Source organism: Streptomyces sp. NPDC088707 (genome assembly GCF_044752725.1).
GTDB lineage: Bacteria > Actinomycetota > Actinomycetes > Streptomycetales > Streptomycetaceae > Streptomyces.
On the sequence record NZ_JBIVLV010000006.1, the window covers coordinates 421,744 to 435,532 of the forward strand.

Consider the following 13,789-nt stretch of genomic DNA (forward strand, 5'->3'; position numbering starts at 1 on the left):
TGTGGACAGTCTGTCAGCTCTGCCGCCGCCGGGCTGTCCCCGACCCCCATTAGGCTCTGAATGCGTACGCGAACGATCTCGAGGAGAGCCAGCCATGAGCGAGCGACTGCAGCCCGGCGACACCGCCCCCGCCTTCACCCTGCCCGACGCGGACGGCAACGAGGTCTCCCTCGCGGACCACAAGGGCCGCAAGGTCATCGTCTACTTCTACCCGGCGGCGCTGACGCCCGGCTGCACGAAGCAGGCGTGCGACTTCACGGACAACCTGGACGTGCTCGCGGCCGCCGGCTACGACGTCATCGGCGTCTCGCCGGACAAGCCGGAGAAGCTGGCGAAGTTCCGCGAGAAGGAGAACCTGAAGGTCACGCTGGTCGGCGACCCGTCCAAGGAGATCCTGGAGGCGTACGGCGCCTTCGGCGAGAAGAAGCTGTACGGCAAGACGGTGACGGGCGTGATCCGCTCGACGGTCGTCGTCGACGAGGACGGCAAGGTGGAGCACGCCTTCTACAACGTGAAGGCGACGGGCCACGTGGCCAAGATCCTCAGGGACCTCTCCATCGAGGCCTGAACCGCCGCTCCGGCGACGTGACGGACGTCCCAATCCCGGACCGGTTCCGTTTGTGAACGGCATGACCGTGCAGAAGGTCCTCTGGAGTTTTTCCCGGAGAGAGGACGTACGGCCATGCCGGCCACCGACCGCGACGGGCCCGTCGCCGATCCCGAGGCCCAGAGGCGCCACCCGCTGCTGTTCAAGGCCGTCACCCGCCGGCGGCAGCCCAGGCTGCGGCGCACCGACATCACGGTCACCGACGAGGCGGCCGTCAAGCGGGCCGTGAAGGCGGCCTCGCTGGGCAATGCCATGGAGTGGTTCGACTTCGGCATCTACGCCTACCTCGCCGTCACCCTCGGCCATGTCTTCTTCCCGTCGGGCAACGACACCGTCCAGCTGCTGTCGTCCTTCGCGACGTTCGCGGTCGCGTTCCTGGTCCGCCCGCTCGGCGGCATGGTGTTCGGCCCGATGGGTGACCGGCTGGGCCGTAAGAAGGTCCTCGCCCTGACGATGATCCTCATGGCCGTCGGCACCTTCGCGATCGGCCTGATCCCGTCGTACGCCTCCATAGGCTTCTGGGCGCCGGTCCTCCTGGTCCTCTTCCGGATGCTCCAGGGCTTCTCCACCGGCGGCGAGTACGGCGGCGCCTCCACCTTCATCGCCGAGTACGCCCCCGACCGCCGCCGGGGCTACTTCGGCAGCTTCCTGGAGTTCGGCACCCTGGCGGGCTACGTCGCCGCGGCGGGCCTGGTGACCGCGCTCACCGGCTGGCTCGGCTCCGACACCATGGAGGCATGGGGCTGGCGCGTGCCGTTCCTGGTCGCGGGCCCGCTGGGCCTGGTCGGCCTCTACCTGCGGCTGCGGCTCGACGAGACGCCCGCCTTCCAGAAGCTGGAGAGCGACTCCGCGCGCGCCTCCGACGCGGCCGACGCGGTGGAGACCTCCACCAAGGGCGACCTGGCGAAGATCTTCCGGCAGCAGTGGCCGACGCTGATCCTCTGCATCGCGCTGGTCGGCGCGTACAACATCACCGACTACATGCTGCTGTCGTACATGCCGACGTACCTCTCCGACGAGCTCGGCTACAGCGAGACGCACGGCCTGCTGATCCTGCTGCTCGTGATGGTCCTGCTGATGCTGATCATCACTCAGGTCGGCCGGCTGAGCGACCGCTTCGGACGGAAGCCGGTGCTGATGGCGGGCATGTTGGGCTTCCTCGTCCTGTCGCTGCCCGCGTTCCTGCTGATCGGCCAGGGCGGGGTGCCGGCGATCACGGCGGGCATGCTGATGCTCGGTCTGTCGCTGGTCTGCCTGCTCGGCACGATGTCGGCGGCGCTCCCCGCGCTCTTCCCGACGGACGTCCGCTACGGCTCCCTGTCGGTGGGCTACAACCTGTCGGCGTCGCTGTTCGGCGGTACGACCCCGCTGGTGATCACGGCCCTGATCGGCGCGACCGGCAGCAATCTGATGCCGGCGTACTACGCGATGGGCGCGGCGCTCGTCGGAGTGATCGCGGTCGCCTGCATGAAGGAGACGGCCCGACAGCCCCTGGAAGGCTCCCCGCCGTCGGTGGAGACCCCGGAGGAAGCGGCGGAGCTGGTGATGTCCCAGGCCCCGGAACCGAGGTTCTGACCCCGCCGCCCCGCCTCGGAAACGGCCCGCACCGGACACCCCGGCGCGGGCCGTTCCGCTTCCGCTCCCCCTTCGAGGCACGACCAGCGACGCCGACCTTCGGCTGCGGTGCCCCAACTGCCATGCGACCACCACGACGTGGTGCCGGGGCGGCGCCCGGTACGATGACAGGCGGCTGAGCGGCGGTGGCGCAACGGCTGACGCAGCAGACTTAGGATCTGTGGCCCTTGATCGGGCTTGAGGGTTCGAATCCCTTCCGCCGCACAGAGACGGCCTGTGAATCGAAGGTTGATTCGCAGGCCGTTCGCGTACGGGTCCTCAGCCCAGTAGTTCCTTCACCACCGGGACCAGGGCGCGGAACGCCTTGCCTCGGTGGCTGATCGCGTTCTTCTGCGCCGGGGTCAGTTCCGCGCAGGTCACCTCGTGGCCCTGCGGCTGGAGGATCGGGTCGTAGCCGAAGCCGTTCGTGCCCACGGGGGTGTGGCGGAGGGTGCCCGGCATGGTGCCCTCGACGACGCGTTCCGTGCCGTCGGGCAGGGCCAGGGCCGCCGCGCAGGCGAAGTGGGCGCCGCGGTGTTCGTCCGCGATGTCGGAGAGTTGGGCCAGGAGGAGGTCCAGGTTCGCGCGGTCGTCGCCGTGCGTGCCCGACCAGCGGGCGGAGAAGATGCCGGGGGCGCCGTTCAGGACGTCGACGCACAGGCCGGAGTCGTCGGCGACCGCCGGCAGGCCGGTGGCCCGGGCGAGGGCGTGGGCCTTGAGGAGGGCGTTCTCGGCGAAGGTGACGCCGGTCTCCCTGACGTCGGGGATCTCCGGGTACGCGTCCGCGCCGACGAGTTCCAGGTCGAGACCTGCGTCGGCGAGGATCGCGTGGAGTTCGGTGATCTTGCCCGCGTTGCGGGTGGCGAGGATCAGACGGGTCATGCCACCGATTATCCCGGGGTGCAGACCTTGCCGATCTCGGTGGCCGCGTCGGTGACGGGGCTGATGTCCGGGGTGGTGTCGCCGTTCTTGACGGCGGCGCGGACGGTGTCGACGCCCTTGGTGAGGTCGTCGACCGCCTTGGAGAGGTCCGCGTTGTCCGTGGTGTTCTTGAGGTTGCCCAGTTCCGTGGAGATGGAGTTGAGGGACTCCTCGATCTGGGTGGCGTCGTTCGAGGCGTTGGAGACCGCCTGCTGAAGGTTGCTCACCGAGGTGGCTATGGCGTCGGCGGTCTTGACGCAGTCCATGGCTTTGTCGAGGGCTCCGCAGCCGCTCAGGACGGTGGTGAGTGCGGCGGCCGTGGCCACGGCGAGTGCGAGACGGCGCTTCAAGGCGGGTCCTCCCCCAGATGCGTACATGCGAACGACGGACGGGCGCACGGAGCTTATCCGTACGGGCCCGCCCGTCAGGACGCGGTCAGGGGTCAGAGGGTTCCTTCGAGGGCCTTGCGCTGGATCTCGGCGAGTTCGGCGCAGCCGCCGGACGCGAGGTCGAGGAGGGCGTTGAGCTCGTCGCGGTCGAAGGGCTCGGCCTCGGCGGTGCCCTGGACCTCGACGAAGCGGCCGTCGCCGGTGCAGACGACGTTCATGTCGGTGTCGGCGCGGACGTCCTCCTCGTAGCAGAGGTCGAGGAGGGGGACGCCGTCGACGATGCCGACGGAGACGGCTCCGACGGTGCCGGTGAGGGGCTTGCGGCCGGCCTTGACGAGCTTCTTGCCCTGGGCCCAGGTGACGGCGTCGGCGAGGGCGACGTACGCACCGGTGATGGCGGCGGTGCGGGTGCCGCCGTCGGCCTGGAGGACGTCGCAGTCGAGGACGATGGTGTTCTCGCCGAGCGCCTTGTAGTCGATGACGGCGCGCAGCGAGCGGCCGATGAGGCGGGAGATCTCGTGGGTGCGGCCGCCGATCTTGCCGCGGACGGATTCGCGGTCGCCGCGGGTGTTGGTGGCCCGCGGGAGCATGGAGTACTCGCCGGTGACCCAGCCTTCGCCGCTGCCCTTGCGCCAGCGCGGGACGCCTTCGGTGACGGAGGCGGTGCAGAAGACCTTGGTGTCGCCGAAGGAGATGAGGACGGAGCCCTCGGCGTGCTTGCTCCATCCGCGTTCGATGGTGACGGGGCGGAGCTGTTCGGGGGTACGGCCGTCGATACGAGACATGGGACGAGCCTAGCGGGATGCGGGGAGGGGGCCGTTCCCCTGCCGGAGCCGGGCATGACGAAGGGCCCGTTCCCCTGCCGGAGCCGGGCGTGACGAAGGGCCCGTTCCCCTGCCGGAACGGGCCCTTCGGCTGATGCGGCTGCTTACATCATGTCTTCGATGTCGGCGGCGATCGGGTCGGCGTCGGTGCCGATGACGACCTGGATCGCGGTGCCCATCTTGACGACGCCGTGGGCGCCGGCGGCCTTGAGGGCGGCCTCGTCGACCTTGGACGGGTCCACGACCTCGGTGCGCAGGCGGGTGATGCAGCCTTCGACCTCTTCGATGTTCTCGATGCCGCCGAGCCCGGCGACGATCTTCTCAGCCTTGCTGGCCATGCGTTTCTCCCTGTCCGTTCCGTTCGCGCGTACGCGAATCTCGGCGCACCTGTGGTCCGCTTTGTCACGGTAACCCACGGTTGGCCCAACTTCGCGAGCGAGTGCCACCGTTCTGCCGAATGATGACGATCACCGGCGGCCTGTCCTCAGTGGGCTCCGGGGAGCCTATCGCAACTGGTCTACACCAGTGTGCAACGTGACGCGGACCCGGCTTGTTCCGGGCAGGGAGGACGCCGATGAGTACCGACAGCGCTGCGGCGCAGCCGAAGAAGTCCGTGTGGGGCGGACTCTTCCAGGGCCTCCAGAAGATGGGCCGCAGCCTCCAGCTCCCCATCGCCGTCCTCCCGGCCGCGGGCATCATCAACCGGCTCGGGCAGCCGGACGTGTTCGGCGCGGACGGGCTGGGCTGGGACAACGTCGCCAAGGTGATGGCGGGCGCGGGCGGCGCGCTGCTCGACGGCAATCTCGGTCTGCCGCTCCTCTTCTGCATCGGCGTCGCGATCGGCATGGCGAAGAAGGCGGACGGGTCGACCGCGCTCGCGGCAGTCGTGGGCTTCCTCGTCTACTACAACGTGCTGCGCCAGTTCCCGAAGGACTGCCCGTCGGGCTCGAAGGACATCGGCGGCGGCTGCCTCGCGATCGACGACTCGTTCGCGGGCTACACGTACCAGAACCCCGGTGTCTTCGGCGGCATCGTGATGGGTCTGCTCACCGCGTACCTGTGGCAGCGCTACCACCGGACGAAGCTGGTCGACTGGCTGGGCTTCTTCAACGGCCGCCGTCTCGTCCCGATCATCATGACGTTCGTGGCGATCGCCTTCGCCGCGATCTGCCTGTGGATCTGGCCGCCGATCGGTGACGCGCTGGAGAGCTTCAGCGACTGGCTGGTCGGTCTCGGCTCGTGGGGTTCGGGCATCTTCGGCGTGGCGAACCGGGCGCTGCTCGTCATCGGCCTGCACCAGTTCCTCAACGTGCCCATCTGGTTCCAGTTCGGCACGTACGAGAAGCCGGACGGCACGGTGGTCCACGGTGACATCCCGATGTTCCTCGCGGGCGACCCGAACGCCGGCCAGTTCCTGACGGGCTTCTTCCCGATCATGATGTTCGCGCTGCCGGCGGCGGCGCTCGCGATCACCCACTGCGCGAAGCCGCACCGCCGCAAGGAGGTCGGCGGTCTGATGCTGTCGGTGGCGCTGACGTCGTTCGTCACCGGCATCACCGAGCCGCTGGAGTACTCGTTCCTCTTCATCGCCCCGCTGCTGTACGCGGTCCACGCCGTGCTCACGGGTGTGTCGATGGCGGTGACCTGGGCGTTCGGCGTGAAGGACGGCTTCAGCTTCTCGGCCGGCCTGATCGACTACGTGATCAACTGGAACCTCGCGACGAAGCCGTGGCTGATCATTCCGATCGGTCTCGCGTTCGCGGTCGTGTACTACGCGATCTTCAGGTTCGCCATCACCAAGTTCGACCTCCAGACACCCGGCCGCGAGCCGGACGAGGTGGGGGACGCCATGGAGCGCGACAACGTCAAGTGAGTCGGTGCGACAACGTCAGGTAGCGCCGCGGTCACCCTGCAGAGCCTGACCGTTTCGGGGCTTTCGCCCCTGCCGTAAGCCCCGCTGAAGGCCCCTGGACCTGACGGTCCGGGGGCCTTATGTCGTGCATTTCCAGCTATGGCTGAGCACACAAAATTCGCAGGTTCCTTATCTAAGTCTCACGTGCTACAACTGGTCTACACCACTCATTGGTGTAGACCACGCGGTCCAGACCACCGCGTTCCACGAGACGTCGCCGTCCCCCCTTTCCACTGTCCTCTGGCGGCGCCTTGCCTTACTGGAGGAAGTTGATGAGTACGGCCACCGCCCAGGCCGCCGCTCCCGCGAAGAAGCGCGGATCCGGCCTGTTCCAGGGCCTGCAGAAGGTCGGTCGCAGCCTGCAGCTGCCGATCGCCGTGCTGCCGGCCGCGGGTATCTTGCTCCGTCTCGGCCAGCCCGACGTCTTCGGCGCGGACGGTCTCGGCTGGGACAAGGTCGCCTCTGTCTTCGCCACCGCCGGCGGCGCGGTCTTCGACAACCTGCCCCTGCTCTTCTGCATCGGTGTCGCCATCGGCTTCGCCAAGAAGGCGGACGGCTCCACCGCCCTCGCCGCGCTCGTCGGCTTCCTGGTCTACAGCAACGTGCTGAAGGCCTTCCCCGTCGCCGACGCCGTCATCAACACGACCGCCAACAAGGGCGTCGACGTCGCCGCGAAGTACAACAACCCGGGTGTCCTCGGCGGCATCCTGATGGGTCTCATCGCGGCCGTCCTGTGGCAGAAGTTCCACCGGACCAAGCTCGTCGACTGGCTCGGCTTCTTCAACGGCCGCCGCCTCGTCCCGATCATCATGGCCTTCGTCGGCACCCTCGTCGGTGTCGTGTTCGGTCTGGTCTGGGAGCCCATCGGTGAGGGCATCTCCAACTTCGGCGAGTGGATGACCGGCCTCGGTGCCGGTGGCGCCGGCCTCTTCGGCCTCATCAACCGCGCGCTGATCCCCGTCGGCATGCACCAGTTCGTGAACACCGTCTCCTGGTTCCAGATCGGTGACTTCACCAACGCCGCCGGCGAGGTCGTCCACGGTGACCTCAACCGCTTCTTCGCCGGTGACCCGAGCGCCGGAATCTTCATGTCGGGCTTCTTCCCGATCATGATGTTCGGCCTCCCGGCCGCCGCCATCGCCATCGCCCACGCCGCTCGCCCCGAGCGCCGCAAGGCCGTGATGGGCATGATGGTCTCCCTCGCGCTGACCTCCTTCGTCACCGGCATCACGGAGCCGATCGAGTTCACCTTCATGTTCATCGCGCCGGTCCTGTACGCGATCCACGCCGTCCTGACCGCCGTGTCCATGGCCGTCACCTGGGCCTTCGGTGTCCACGCGGGCTTCACCTTCTCGGCCGGCGGCATCGACTACCTGCTGAACTGGAACCTCGCGACCAAGCCGTGGCTGATCATCCCGATCGGTCTCGTCTTCGCGGCGATCTACTACGTGGTCTTCCGCTTCGCGATCACCAAGTTCAACCTCCCGACGCCGGGCCGCGAGTCCGACGAGGAGATCGAGGACCTCACCAAGGCGTGAGCCTCACCCCGCAGCATGGGAAGGGCCCCGGAACCGTACGGTTCCGGGGCCCTTCCCGTGTGCTCAGATCTCGTAGACCGCGCCCGGTCTCGCCAGCTCCGACGGGCCCGAGTACACCTGGCGGGCGTCCGCCAGGTTCTGTTCGCCGTCCGTCCACGGCGGGATGTGGGTCAGGACGAGCCGGCCCACCGACGAGCGGGTCGCCTCGGCGCCCGCCTCGCGGCCGTTGAGGTGGAGGGCCGGGATGTCCTCCTTGCCGTGGGTGAAGGAGGCCTCGCAGAGGAAGAGGTCGGTGCCCTCGGCGAGCTTGTGCAGCGACTCGCAGACCCCGGTGTCCCCGGAGTACGTCAGCGAGCGGCCGCCGTGCTCGACCCGGATGCCGTACGCCTCCACCGGATGGCACACCTTCTCCGTACGGACGGAGAACGGACCGATCTCGAACGCCTCCGACTTCAGGGTGCGGAAGTCGAAGACCTCGCTCATCGAACTGGGCGAAGGGGTGTCCGCGTACGCCGTGGTCAGGCGCTGCTCGGCGCCCTCCGGGGCGTAGACGGGGATCGCGTCGCAGCGTCCGCCCTCGTGCCGGTAGTAGCGGGCGACGAAGTACCCGCACATGTCGATGCAGTGGTCCGCGTGGAGATGACTGAGGAAGATCGCGTCGAGGTCGTACAGACCGATGTGTCGCTGCAGCTCGCCCAGGGCGCCGTTGCCCATGTCGAGGAGCAGCCGGAAGCCGTCGGCCTCGACGAGGTAGCTCGAACAGGCCGAATCCGCGGACGGGAACGACCCGGAGCAGCCGACGACGGTGAGCTTCATGGAGCGTGAACCTCCGTGGACGGATACGGAAAGCGCGCTGAGGAAGGGGGAGGCTGTGCGGTCTGTCGAGCGTAAGGCGCGCCAGGGCCTGTCGCTCCTTTGCGGTGGCCCGTTGTGGGCGAACTCACGGGCTCTGTCACCGGTTCGGATGGATGGTGGGCCGCGTCGGCGGAGTGAGTCGTGCGCCGGTACCGTCTTGAGGTATGGACACGTCGTGGTGGCCCGCGCTGGTCGCGGTCGTGGTGATCGCACTGGTGGTGGCGCTCGCCGACGGGTGGCGGCGTTCGTCGCGCCGCCCCTCGGGACGTTCGGCGGGACGCCCGGCGGGACGGACCCGGCCGCCTGCCCGGCCCACCGGGCCGCGGAAGGCTCCGTCGCGGTCGCCGCGGGCCGCGGAGATCTGGTGGGCGGACGTGCCCTTCGAGGACGGGCCCGGGTCGAAGGACCGGCCCTGTCTCGTGCTGTCGGTACGAGGGGACAGCGCGCTCGTCGCCAAGATCACCAGCAGGTACCACGACGAGCGGCCCGGGGTGATCGCGCTGCCGCCGGGTGCGGTCGGGGATGCGCAGGGGCGGCCGAGCTTCCTGGAGACGGACGAGCTCCGGGAGGTGCCTGTTTCGGAGTTCCGGCGGAAAGCGGGGATGGCGGACCCGGTCCTCTGGGACCGGGTCCGCCATCTGGCGCGGTAGCGCGTGAGCGCTGTGCGGGCGCGGGCCCTGCGGGTGCGGGTTCAGGCGCGGGGGCCTTACGCCCAGAGTTGACCCTGGACCGCTGCGATGGCTTCCTCTGTCGTCTTGGCCGTGTAGAGGCCCGTCGAGAGGTACTTCCAGCCGCCGTCCGCGACGACGAACGCGATGTCCGCGCTCTCGCCCGCCTTCACCGCCTTGTTGCCGACGCCGATGGCCGCGTGCAGGGCCGCGCCCGTGGAGACGCCCGCGAAGATGCCCTCCTGCTGGAGGAGTTCGCGGGTGCGGGTGACCGCGTCGGCAGAGCCGACGGAGAAGCGGGTGGTGAGGACGGAGGCGTCGTACAGCTCCGGCACGAAGCCCTCGTCGAGGTTCCGGAGGCCGTAGACGAGGTCGTCGTAGCGCGGCTCGGCGGCGACGATCTTGACGTCGGGCTTCTGCTCGCGGAGGTAGCGGCCGACGCCCATGAGGGTGCCGGTGGTGCCGAGCCCCGCCACGAAGTGGGTGATGGAGGGCAGGTCGGCGAGGATCTCGGGGCCGGTGGTGGCGTAGTGGGCGCCCGCGTTGTGCGGGTTGCCGTACTGGTAGAGCATCACCCAGGTCGGGTTCTCCGCCGCGATCTCCTTGGCGACGCGTACCGCCGTGTTCGATCCGCCTGCCGCGGGGGACGAGATGATCTCCGCGCCCCACATGGAGAGCAGCTGGCGACGCTCTTCGCTGGTGTTCTCGGGCATGACGCAGACGATGCGGTAGCCCTTGAGCTTGGCGGCCATGGCCAGGGAGATACCGGTGTTGCCGCTGGTCGGCTCCAGGATGGTGCAGCCGGGGGTGAGACGGCCGTCCTTCTCCGCCTGCTCGATCATGTGGAGCGCGGGGCGGTCCTTGACCGAGCCGGTCGGGTTGCGGTCCTCCAGCTTCGCCCAGATGCGGACGTCGTCCGAGGGCGAGAGCCGGGGGAGGCGGACGAGCGGCGTGTTGCCGACCGCCGCCAGCGAGGAGTCGTAGCGCATGTGGATCAGACCATGCCACCGGCGACGGCCGGCAGGATCGTGACGTTGTCGCCGTCGGTCAGCTTGGTGTCGATGCCGTCGAGGAAGCGGACGTCCTCGTCGTTGAGGTAGACGTTGACGAAGCGGCGGAGCTTGCCGTCGTCGACGATGCGGGCCTCGATCCCGGCGTGGCGGGACTCCAGGTCGGCGAAGAGCTCGGCGAGGGTGCCACCGCTGCCCTCGACGGCCTTCTCGCCGTCGGTGTAGGTGCGGAGGATGGTCGGGATGCGGACCTCGATGGCCATGGCGTGGGCTCCTGTCGGAAGTGGCGTGATGGGCGCGCTGCTGGGGCCCCCGCGCGGAGGGGGGTCGTACGTAAGTGCGCTCGGCCGGTCGCTCAGAGCGCAGCGCGGGACGGACAGATCGCGCTGGCGAGGCGGCACAGGTCGACGTGCAGGCGCGCGACGAGCAGCGGTGTGCCCGGAGTCTCTTCGCTCACGTCGTGGGAAACCATGGGCTCATCGTATCGATTCCCGGTCCGGGTTTCGGAATGTGATCTCACATGGTGGATGATTCCTGCCCGACTGCCGGACGGTGCTGGAAGAGGACGGTGGGGCTCCCCGTCCTCGGATGCGGGATGACCTCGGCCTCCACCCCGTAGACCGCCTTGAGCAGGGCGGGGGTGAGGACCTCGGTGGGTGTGCCGCCGGTGACGAGCCTTCCGCGCTCCAGGACGTAGATCCGGTCGCAGTACGCCCCCGCCAGGTTCAGGTCGTGGAGCGCGAGCAGGTTGGTGGTGCCCAGGGTACGGACGAGGGCCAGGACGTCGAGCTGGTGGCGGATGTCCAGGTGGTTGGTGGGTTCGTCGAGGACGAGGAGGGCCGGGTCCTGGACGAGGGCGCGGGCGACCAGCGCGCGTTGGCGTTCGCCGCCGGAGAGGGTGGGGTACGGGCGGTCGGCGAGGTCCGCGAGGCCGACGCGGGCGAGGGCGTCCTCGGCGCGCCCCCGGTCGGCGCCGGTGTCGCCCTCCCAGAACCGCTTGTGCGGGGAGCGGCCGAGGGCGACGAGTTCGCCGACGGTGAGTTCGAACTCGAGGGCGCTGTCCTGGGGGACGGTGGCGACGCGGCGGGCGCGGGCCTTGGGGCCGAGGCCGTGCAGGTCGTCGCCGTCGAGGAGGGCGCGGCCCGCCGTGGGGGTGAGGGTGCCGTAGACGCAGCGCAGGAGGGTGGTCTTGCCGCTGCCGTTGGGGCCGATGAGGCCGACGGTCTCGCCCGGGCGGACGGTGAGGTCGACGGAGCGGAGCCGGTCCTCGTACGAGAGGCCGTGCAGGCTCAGTTCGGTCACGGCTGTGCTCCTTCCGGGCGGCGGCGCATCAGCCAGAGGAAGAACGGGCCGCCGGTGAGGGCGGTGAGGATGCCGACGGGGATGTCCTGGGGGGCGGCGACGGTCCGGGCGCCGAGGTCGGCGAGGACCAGGGCGAGCGCTCCGCCGAGCGCGGCGACCGGGAGGAGCCGGCGGTGCGGGGCGCCGACGGCGAGCCGGGCGGCGTGCGGGGCCATCAGGCCGACGAAGCCGACGGCTCCGCTGGCGGCGACCATGACGGCGGTGACGAGGGAGGCGAGGACGAAGACGGCGGCGCGGAAGCGGGCGGTGTCCAGGCCGAGGACGGTGGCGCCCTCCTCGCCGACGAGGAGCAGGTCGAGCGGGCGGGCGAGGGTGAGGAGGGCGGCGACGCCGACGGCGAGGACGGCGGCGGGCAGGACCAGGGTGTCCCAGCGGGCGCTGCCGAGGCCTCCGAGGGACCAGTACATGGCCTCCTGGAACTGCTCGGGGCGTCCGGCGACGACCAGGAGCAGGGTGGCGAGGGCGGACAGGATGTAGGAGACGGCGACACCGGCGAGGACGAGCCGGGTGCTGGTCAGGGTGCCGCCGCGGCGGGCGAGCCCGTAGACGAGGACGAGGGCGAGCAGGGCTCCCGCGAAGGCGCCGGCGGGCAGGGCGAGCGTGGTGGTGATGCCGCCCACGAGGCCCGCTCCCCCGCCGGCGACCAGGACGAGGACGGCTCCGGCGGAGGCGCCGGAGGAGATCCCGAGGAGGAAGGGGTCGGCGAGCCGGTTGCGGACGAGGGCCTGGAGGACGGCGCCGACGACGGCGAGCCCGGCGCCGACGACCGCGCCGAGCAGCACCCGGGGCAGCCGTACGTCGAGGACGATCGTGCGGTACGGGGAGGGGTCGGGGGCGCGTCCGGTGAGGGCGTCGAGGACCTGGCCGGGCGGGATGCGGACGGAGCCGAGGGCGAGCGAGGCGAGGGCCGCGGCGGCGAGGGCGACGACGAGTCCGGCGACGACGACCGCGTACCGCAGCGGCCCGCCCCGCGTCCGCGGGGGCGGACCCGATCGCCCGGCGCCGGCCCCTGCCGACGGGGCGGACCGGGCGGGCGGCACGGGCCGCGCGGAGCCCGCGGCGCGGGTCTCCGGGCTCATCGGCCCGGGTGGAGCTGGGCCGCCAGCTTGTCGACGGCCGCGGGGACGCGGACGCCGAGGACGGTGTCGGAGAGCGGCATCACGGCGAACCGGCGGTTCCTGATCGCGGGGACGTCCTTGAGGGCCGGGTCGTCGATCAGCCGCTTCTTCTTCTGTTCGACGGTGGTGGAGCCGTAGTCGTAGATGACGACGACCTCGGGCTTGCGGGCGACGACCTGTTCCCAGGTGGCGTCGCCGAAGGCCTTGTCGAGGTCGGCGAAGACGTTCCGGCCTCCGGCGCGGCTGATGAGCTCGTTGCCGATGCCCTTGCCGCCGGCGGTGAAGGCGGTCTTGTCGCCGCTGTCGTAGACGAAGACGGAGACGGGCGCGGTGCCCTTGAGGCGCTTCTCGGTGGCGGCGACGGTGGTCCGCGCCTCCCGGACCCACTTCTCGGCCCGGTCGGGGACGCCGAACGTCCGGCCGATCTCGTCGACTTCGCGGTAGAGGTCGTCGACGGAGGGCGAACCGGACGGGCAGTACTCGGTGTTGAGCCGGGTGTCGATGCCGGCCCGCTTCAGGTCGTCGCGGCTGCGGCCGTCCTTGCTCGCGAAGGCGGAGGAGTAACCGCCGTAGACGAAGTCGGGGTTCGCGGCGAGCAGGGCCTCCTTGGAGGGGTACTCCTTCGCGAGGACGGGGACGGAGTCGTACGCCTTCTTGTAGGCGGGGAGGATCGCGTCGTCGAGGTAGGCGGTGCCGACGAGGGACTTCTCCAGGCCGAGGGCGAGCATGACCTCGGTGACGTGCTGGTTCATGGTGACCGCACGCTTCGGCGGGGCCTTGAAGGTCGTCTTCACGCCGCAGTTGGAGACGGTGTACGGGAATCCCGGGGCGGTCTTGGCGGCGGGGGTCTCCGTCGCGGGGGCCGAGCAGGCGGCGAGCAGCGGGAGCAGTGCGGCGGCGGACAGCAGGGGCGCCAGGGGCAGCCGGGTGCGGCGGGGCCAGGACATGACGGAACGTGCCTCCTCCGGGGA

16 protein-coding genes and 1 tRNA gene are annotated in these 13,789 nt (G+C 70.0%); 6 read left to right on the forward strand and 11 right to left on the reverse strand.

The window, feature by feature from the left end; all coding sequences use genetic code 11:
• Window positions 1-94 precede the first annotated feature (94 nt).
• The 3 genes from bcp (at window position 95) to ACIP84_RS20900 (ending at window position 2,446) form a co-directional block, all read left to right on the forward strand.
• Window positions 95-568, forward strand: coding sequence for a thioredoxin-dependent thiol peroxidase (gene bcp, locus ACIP84_RS20890; protein WP_073913466.1), 474 nt, complete (start codon window positions 95-97; stop codon window positions 566-568).
• Between the two features lie 114 nt (window positions 569-682).
• Window positions 683-2,182: a glycine betaine/L-proline transporter ProP gene (gene proP, locus ACIP84_RS20895; RefSeq protein ID WP_401799256.1), complete on the forward strand. Its 1,500-nt coding sequence runs from the start codon at window positions 683-685 to the stop codon at window positions 2,180-2,182.
• Between the two features lie 179 nt (window positions 2,183-2,361).
• Window positions 2,362-2,446 (forward strand) — tRNA-Leu (locus ACIP84_RS20900).
• Window positions 2,447-2,500: 54 nt separating this feature from the next.
• On the opposite strand, the gene rdgB is transcribed toward ACIP84_RS20900, so the two are convergent.
• The 4 genes from rdgB to ACIP84_RS20920 form a co-directional block, all read right to left on the reverse strand.
• Window positions 2,501-3,103 (reverse strand): RdgB/HAM1 family non-canonical purine NTP pyrophosphatase, encoded by a 603-nt coding sequence (gene rdgB / locus ACIP84_RS20905; RefSeq protein WP_401799257.1) that lies wholly within the window; start codon window positions 3,101-3,103, stop codon window positions 2,501-2,503.
• An 8-nt stretch (window positions 3,104-3,111) separates the two neighbouring features.
• The gene (locus ACIP84_RS20910; protein ID WP_401799259.1) at window positions 3,112-3,519 is read right to left on the reverse strand and encodes a hypothetical protein; all 408 of its coding nucleotides are present in this window, start codon (window positions 3,517-3,519) and stop codon (window positions 3,112-3,114) included.
• A gap of 65 nt (window positions 3,520-3,584) precedes the next feature.
• Window positions 3,585-4,316 carry a ribonuclease PH gene (gene rph / locus ACIP84_RS20915; RefSeq protein ID WP_266966328.1) on the reverse strand — a complete coding sequence of 244 codons (732 nt, stop codon included), beginning with the start codon at window positions 4,314-4,316 and terminating at the stop codon, window positions 3,585-3,587.
• A gap of 143 nt (window positions 4,317-4,459) precedes the next feature.
• Window positions 4,460-4,732 carry a PTS glucose/sucrose transporter subunit IIB gene (locus tag ACIP84_RS20920; protein WP_355958199.1) on the reverse strand — a complete coding sequence of 91 codons (273 nt, stop codon included), beginning with the start codon at window positions 4,730-4,732 and terminating at the stop codon, window positions 4,460-4,462.
• A 197-nt stretch (window positions 4,733-4,929) separates the two neighbouring features.
• On the opposite strand from ACIP84_RS20920, the gene ACIP84_RS20925 reads away from it, so the two are divergent.
• Both ACIP84_RS20925 and ACIP84_RS20930 read left to right on the forward strand, forming a co-directional pair.
• A complete protein-coding gene (locus ACIP84_RS20925; RefSeq protein WP_355958129.1) occupies window positions 4,930-6,228 on the forward strand; it encodes a PTS transporter subunit EIIC in 1,299 nt (432 codons plus the stop codon).
• A gap of 311 nt (window positions 6,229-6,539) precedes the next feature.
• Window positions 6,540-7,805, forward strand: a complete 1,266-nt coding sequence (locus ACIP84_RS20930; protein WP_355958131.1) for a PTS transporter subunit EIIC — start codon at window positions 6,540-6,542, stop codon at window positions 7,803-7,805.
• 63 nt (window positions 7,806-7,868) lie between these two features.
• Here ACIP84_RS20930 and ACIP84_RS20935 read toward each other — a convergent pair whose 3' ends face one another.
• Window positions 7,869-8,621 (reverse strand): MBL fold metallo-hydrolase, encoded by a 753-nt coding sequence (locus ACIP84_RS20935; protein ID WP_401799262.1) that lies wholly within the window; start codon window positions 8,619-8,621, stop codon window positions 7,869-7,871.
• Window positions 8,622-8,824: 203 nt separating this feature from the next.
• On the opposite strand from ACIP84_RS20935, the gene ACIP84_RS20940 reads away from it, so the two are divergent.
• Window positions 8,825-9,310 carry a type II toxin-antitoxin system PemK/MazF family toxin gene (locus tag ACIP84_RS20940; RefSeq protein WP_401799264.1) on the forward strand — a complete coding sequence of 162 codons (486 nt, stop codon included), beginning with the start codon at window positions 8,825-8,827 and terminating at the stop codon, window positions 9,308-9,310.
• A gap of 56 nt (window positions 9,311-9,366) precedes the next feature.
• Here ACIP84_RS20940 and ACIP84_RS20945 read toward each other — a convergent pair whose 3' ends face one another.
• The 6 genes from ACIP84_RS20945 to ACIP84_RS20970 all read right to left on the reverse strand — a co-directional run bounded on the left by ACIP84_RS20945 (window position 9,367) and on the right by ACIP84_RS20970 (window position 13,765).
• Entirely contained in the window at window positions 9,367-10,317 is a 951-nt protein-coding gene (locus tag ACIP84_RS20945; protein WP_319309584.1) for a cysteine synthase, read from the reverse strand.
• Between the two features lie 5 nt (window positions 10,318-10,322).
• Window positions 10,323-10,601 (reverse strand): MoaD/ThiS family protein, encoded by a 279-nt coding sequence (locus tag ACIP84_RS20950; RefSeq protein WP_073913441.1) that lies wholly within the window; start codon window positions 10,599-10,601, stop codon window positions 10,323-10,325.
• 92 nt (window positions 10,602-10,693) lie between these two features.
• On the reverse strand, window positions 10,694-10,810 hold the full coding sequence (locus ACIP84_RS20955; RefSeq protein WP_355958135.1) for a putative leader peptide: 117 nt from the start codon (window positions 10,808-10,810) through the stop codon (window positions 10,694-10,696).
• 44 nt (window positions 10,811-10,854) lie between these two features.
• Entirely contained in the window at window positions 10,855-11,640 is a 786-nt protein-coding gene (locus ACIP84_RS20960) for an ABC transporter ATP-binding protein (RefSeq protein ID WP_401799267.1), read from the reverse strand.
• Entirely contained in the window at window positions 11,637-12,779 is a 1,143-nt protein-coding gene (locus ACIP84_RS20965; protein WP_401799269.1) for a FecCD family ABC transporter permease, read from the reverse strand. Before ACIP84_RS20965 ends, ACIP84_RS20960 begins: the two co-directional genes overlap by 4 nt.
• Window positions 12,776-13,765 (reverse strand): ABC transporter substrate-binding protein, encoded by a 990-nt coding sequence (locus tag ACIP84_RS20970; RefSeq protein ID WP_355958140.1) that lies wholly within the window; start codon window positions 13,763-13,765, stop codon window positions 12,776-12,778. Before ACIP84_RS20970 ends, ACIP84_RS20965 begins: the two co-directional genes overlap by 4 nt.
• Window positions 13,766-13,789 lie beyond the last annotated feature (24 nt).

What these genes read in the sequence shown, in the direction of transcription:
- rdgB (WP_401799257.1), bottom strand. Translation starts at nt 3,103, where the DNA reads ATGACCCGTCTGATCCTCGCCACCCGCAACGCGGGCAAGATCACCGAA.
- bcp (WP_073913466.1), top strand. Translation starts at nt 95, where the DNA reads ATGAGCGAGCGACTGCAGCCCGGCGACACCGCCCCCGCCTTCACCCTG.
- ACIP84_RS20935 (WP_401799262.1), bottom strand. Translation starts at nt 8,621, where the DNA reads ATGAAGCTCACCGTCGTCGGCTGCTCCGGGTCGTTCCCGTCCGCGGAT.
- proP (WP_401799256.1), top strand. Translation starts at nt 683, where the DNA reads ATGCCGGCCACCGACCGCGACGGGCCCGTCGCCGATCCCGAGGCCCAG.
- ACIP84_RS20910 (WP_401799259.1), bottom strand. Translation starts at nt 3,519, where the DNA reads ATGTACGCATCTGGGGGAGGACCCGCCTTGAAGCGCCGTCTCGCACTC.
- ACIP84_RS20930 (WP_355958131.1), top strand. Translation starts at nt 6,540, where the DNA reads ATGAGTACGGCCACCGCCCAGGCCGCCGCTCCCGCGAAGAAGCGCGGA.
- ACIP84_RS20945 (WP_319309584.1), bottom strand. Translation starts at nt 10,317, where the DNA reads ATGCGCTACGACTCCTCGCTGGCGGCGGTCGGCAACACGCCGCTCGTC.
- ACIP84_RS20950 (WP_073913441.1), bottom strand. Translation starts at nt 10,601, where the DNA reads ATGGCCATCGAGGTCCGCATCCCGACCATCCTCCGCACCTACACCGAC.
- ACIP84_RS20955 (WP_355958135.1), bottom strand. Translation starts at nt 10,810, where the DNA reads ATGGTTTCCCACGACGTGAGCGAAGAGACTCCGGGCACACCGCTGCTC.
- ACIP84_RS20925 (WP_355958129.1), top strand. Translation starts at nt 4,930, where the DNA reads ATGAGTACCGACAGCGCTGCGGCGCAGCCGAAGAAGTCCGTGTGGGGC.
- ACIP84_RS20940 (WP_401799264.1), top strand. Translation starts at nt 8,825, where the DNA reads ATGGACACGTCGTGGTGGCCCGCGCTGGTCGCGGTCGTGGTGATCGCA.
- ACIP84_RS20970 (WP_355958140.1), bottom strand. Translation starts at nt 13,765, where the DNA reads ATGTCCTGGCCCCGCCGCACCCGGCTGCCCCTGGCGCCCCTGCTGTCC.
- ACIP84_RS20965 (WP_401799269.1), bottom strand. Translation starts at nt 12,779, where the DNA reads ATGAGCCCGGAGACCCGCGCCGCGGGCTCCGCGCGGCCCGTGCCGCCC.
- rph (WP_266966328.1), bottom strand. Translation starts at nt 4,316, where the DNA reads ATGTCTCGTATCGACGGCCGTACCCCCGAACAGCTCCGCCCCGTCACC.